The sequence below is a fragment of the Longimicrobium sp. genome, from assembly GCF_036280135.1.
In the GTDB taxonomy this organism is placed as follows: Bacteria; Gemmatimonadota; Gemmatimonadetes; order Longimicrobiales; family Longimicrobiaceae; genus Longimicrobium.
In genome coordinates this window covers 1-3,284 of sequence record NZ_DASURI010000720.1, presented here as the reverse complement: position 1 = coordinate 3,284, position 3,284 = coordinate 1, and the positions used below count along the sequence as shown (strand labels likewise).

Annotated in this window: 5 protein-coding genes; all 5 read left to right on the top strand. The window is 71.6% G+C overall.

Translation table 11 applies throughout. The annotated features are described in order from the left end of the window. Positions 1-32: 32 nt before the first annotated feature. Positions 33-623, top strand: coding sequence for a hypothetical protein (locus tag VFZ20_RS23225; protein ID WP_329686344.1), 591 nt, complete (start codon positions 33-35; stop codon positions 621-623). 125 nt (positions 624-748) lie between these two features. Further along, complete coding sequence (locus VFZ20_RS23220) at positions 749-1,312, top strand: hypothetical protein (protein ID WP_329686343.1); 564 nt, start codon at positions 749-751, stop codon at positions 1,310-1,312. 9 nt (positions 1,313-1,321) lie between these two features. Next, positions 1,322-1,657 carry a hypothetical protein gene (locus VFZ20_RS23215; protein ID WP_329686342.1) on the top strand — a complete coding sequence of 112 codons (336 nt, stop codon included), beginning with the start codon at positions 1,322-1,324 and terminating at the stop codon, positions 1,655-1,657. Between the two features lie 71 nt (positions 1,658-1,728). Further along, positions 1,729-2,982 carry an ABC transporter substrate-binding protein gene (locus tag VFZ20_RS23210; protein WP_329686341.1) on the top strand — a complete coding sequence of 418 codons (1,254 nt, stop codon included), beginning with the start codon at positions 1,729-1,731 and terminating at the stop codon, positions 2,980-2,982. 205 nt (positions 2,983-3,187) lie between these two features. Further along, positions 3,188-3,284: zinc-ribbon domain-containing protein (locus VFZ20_RS32990; protein WP_414682953.1), on the top strand; the 97-nt coding region annotated here is incomplete at its 3' end.

Below are 3,284 nucleotides of genomic sequence, written 5' to 3'. Positions count from 1 at the left end.
TCGCCGCCGCCCCTCCATCTTCTAGCGCCCGGATGTCTCCACGCATGGTCACCATCCCGCCGCGGGTGCGCCCCCGGGCACACCCTGCCCCGACGAGCCCCCGTCCCAGGCGCTCCGCGCGCGGCGCGTTGCTGGCAGCGGCGGCCGGTCTGCTGTCGCTGGCGGCCGTTCCGCGCGTGGCCGTGGCGCAGGAGGCGACGGGTGCCTGCCCCCTGCGACGCGAGTGGGTCAACCACACGCCGCCGGCCCAGCGCGATTCCCTCCTGCGGGCGCTGGAGCCCCGCGAGAAGGCCGTTACCGGCTTCGTGCTGGACACGGACGGCAACCCCGTGGCCGCCACCCTGGTGAGCATCGACGGCTCGGAGCGCGGCACCATGACGGCGGAGGACGGCAGCTACCTCCTGCGCTACCTGGAGCGCGAAGGCGGGCTCGCGGGCAGCCACCGCCCCATGATCCGGGCCTGCGCGCCCGGCTGGGAGCACCTCACGGAGCTGCGGGAGCTGTTCATGGCATCGCCGGACGGTGACGTCGTCGTCATCGGCCCCGACGGGGTGCCGTCCGTGCCGCGCGGCTACGCGGTGCGGGTGGACTTCGTCGTCCGCAGGCGCCCCAGCGAGTTCTGATCCGCATCCATGGCGCGATCCCCGGTCGCGCCGGCCGGCAGAACCCCTCGTGTTCTCCACCGGGATCCGGAGTATCCGGTCCGCGCCATCGTCCAACCATCCTTTCCCTTCATCCTCGTACATCCATGCGCACGCTGCTTTGCCTGCTTGCCCTGCTCGTACTCCCGGCCCCCGTGTCCGCGCAGGTCCAGCTCCGGGGCGAGCTCGCCCGGCTGGGCTTCATGGTGGGCGAGTGGCAGGGGACTGGCTGGGTGCGGTACGCGCCGGACGGACCCCAGCGGGCGGCACGCGTCATCGCCCGCGGCGCGCCGATGCTTTCCGGCATGAGGCTCGGCTGGTCGAGCGTCGCCACCTCCACGGACCGCGAGCGGGCGATCGTCCACAACGCGGACCTGGGCGTGCGCTTTCGCGCGGACTCCAGCGTGTTTCGCGCGGCCTTGGACCACGGCACCACGCGCGTGGACGGCTGGGTCAACCCGGGCACGTGCGAGATGGCGTGGGGATACACCGCGCCCCACGACGCCCAGGTGCTCTTTCGCTACACCTCGCGGGTGGAGGGCACGCGCCGCGTGGAGATGGGCGAGCGGTCGGCGGACGGCGGGAGCACGTGGTGGGCCTTCTACGGCGCGGAGCTGACGGGCACGGCCGTCGACGGCTGCCCGGCCTCCGCGCCGGCCACCATCCTCTAGGGGCGTCCAATGAGCGAGGCCCCGTCTTCCACGCCCGCGCGCTACGAGCTGAAGCTGATGTTCGAGTGGGGCGGCGGCTGCCTGTGGTGCGTGAACGAAGCCGCGCTGCGGGCGTTCGACGTGGGGAACATCGAAGACAAGCTTCCGCTCTCCGACAAGACGCGCGCACGGCTGGAGGAGATGTCCACGTGGCACGACTCGTCGCTGAACTGGGACGATCCCGCCGGGCCGGGTCCGTGGACGCCGGGCGAGCACGAGGACTTCGAGCGCGCGGCCGTCGAGGTGCTGGAACGCGTCCGCGCGGAGCTGGGCCCGGAGTTCCAGGTGGGATACAGGCGGTTGTGATGACGATGACGTGCGCGTCCGGATGGGCGTGGACGAAACGGCTGCACCTTTTTTCGCGAAGGATCCAGGGAATGCAATCCAACAAGGCCCGTCTTCCGCTCGCCCGCCGCATCGGCGCCGTCGCGGCGATCGCGCTGGCGCTGGCCGGCACCGCGGCGTGCGAGGACGACGGCACGGGCGGCGACACGCAGGAGGTCGCCATCGGCGGCATCTTCTCGCTCACGGGCAACTGGTCGTCGCTGGGGGTGACGAGCAAGGCGGCCCTGGAGCTCGCGGTGGAGGACGCCAACCGCTACGCCGCCGGCCGCGGCATCACCTTTACGGCGGACGTGCGCGACACGAAGCTGGAGCCGGCGCGCGCCCTCGCGGCCCTGGACTCGCTGCGGGCGGCGGGCGTGAAGATCGTCATCGGTCCGCAGTCCAGCGCGGAGCTGTCTGCCATCCGCGCGTTCGTGAACAGCAACGAGCTCATCGTCGTCAGCCAGTCCAGCACGGCGGGGTCGCTGGCCGTCGCGGGCGACCACATCTTTCGCTTTACGGCCGCGGACAGCCTGGAGGGCGTGGCGTCGGCGGCGCTCATGTGGGGCGACGGCATCCGCGCGGTGATCCCCGTGTGGCGCGCGGACGCGGGCAACCAGGGGCTGCACACGGCCACGCGCGCGGCCTTCACGGCGCGGGGCGGCACCGTCTCCACGGGCACGGAGTACGGCGCCAGCGCCACGACGTTCGGCACGACGGCCACCACCCTGGGCGACCAGGTGCGGGCGGCGCTCGCGGGGCGGCCGGCCGGCCAGGTGGGCGTGTACGTGGCGGGCTTCGACGAGGTGGCGGACCTGTTCACGGCGGCCGCGGCGGACCCGGTCCTCGCCTCCGTGCGCTGGTACGGCGCGGACGGCATCGCGCAGAGCGGCGCGCTGCTGGCAAAGCCGGCGGCGGTGGCGTTCGCGGAGACGGTGGGCTTTCCCTCGGCGCTCTTCGGGCTGGACTTCAGCGCGCGGCAGAACTGGCAGCCGGTGGCCACGCGCATCCAGCAGCGGGCGGGGAGCGCGCCCGACGCGTTCGCCCTGGCCGTGTACGATGCCACGCGGGTGGCGGCCATGGCGTACCTCGCCTCGCCGGCGGAGGTGCGGCTGGACTCGCTGTCCGTGCGCTTCGTGGACGCGGCGAGCACGTACCACGGCCTCACGGGATGGACGGTGCTGAACGCGGCGGGCGACCGCCAGTTCGCCGACTTCGACTTCTGGGCCATCCGCCCGTCCGGCGCCACGCACGCCTGGACGCGCGTGGCCGGCTACGAGACGCGCAGCGGCACCCTCAGCCGGTAGTGCGGCGGGAGGAGAGGGACGCGCCGTAGAACCGCTGATTTCCTGAATTTCAAGGCCTTTGAGTCTGCCTTGCCGTGCGGCGCGTCGACGGCAAGTGTCTATACGTGATGCAATGGACACCCGAACCACGGCTGAGCATCGCTGTTGTTCAAGCAAAGCCTTAGCTACCGGATGATCAATCCCCTTGATGACAGAGAGGTGACCCATGACTCGTTTTCAAGACGCCCGACTTTGTGCTACGTGCGGCAAAGACAACCCGGATGACGCAAAAACGTGCTCGACGTGTGGTGCGGATATCAGCA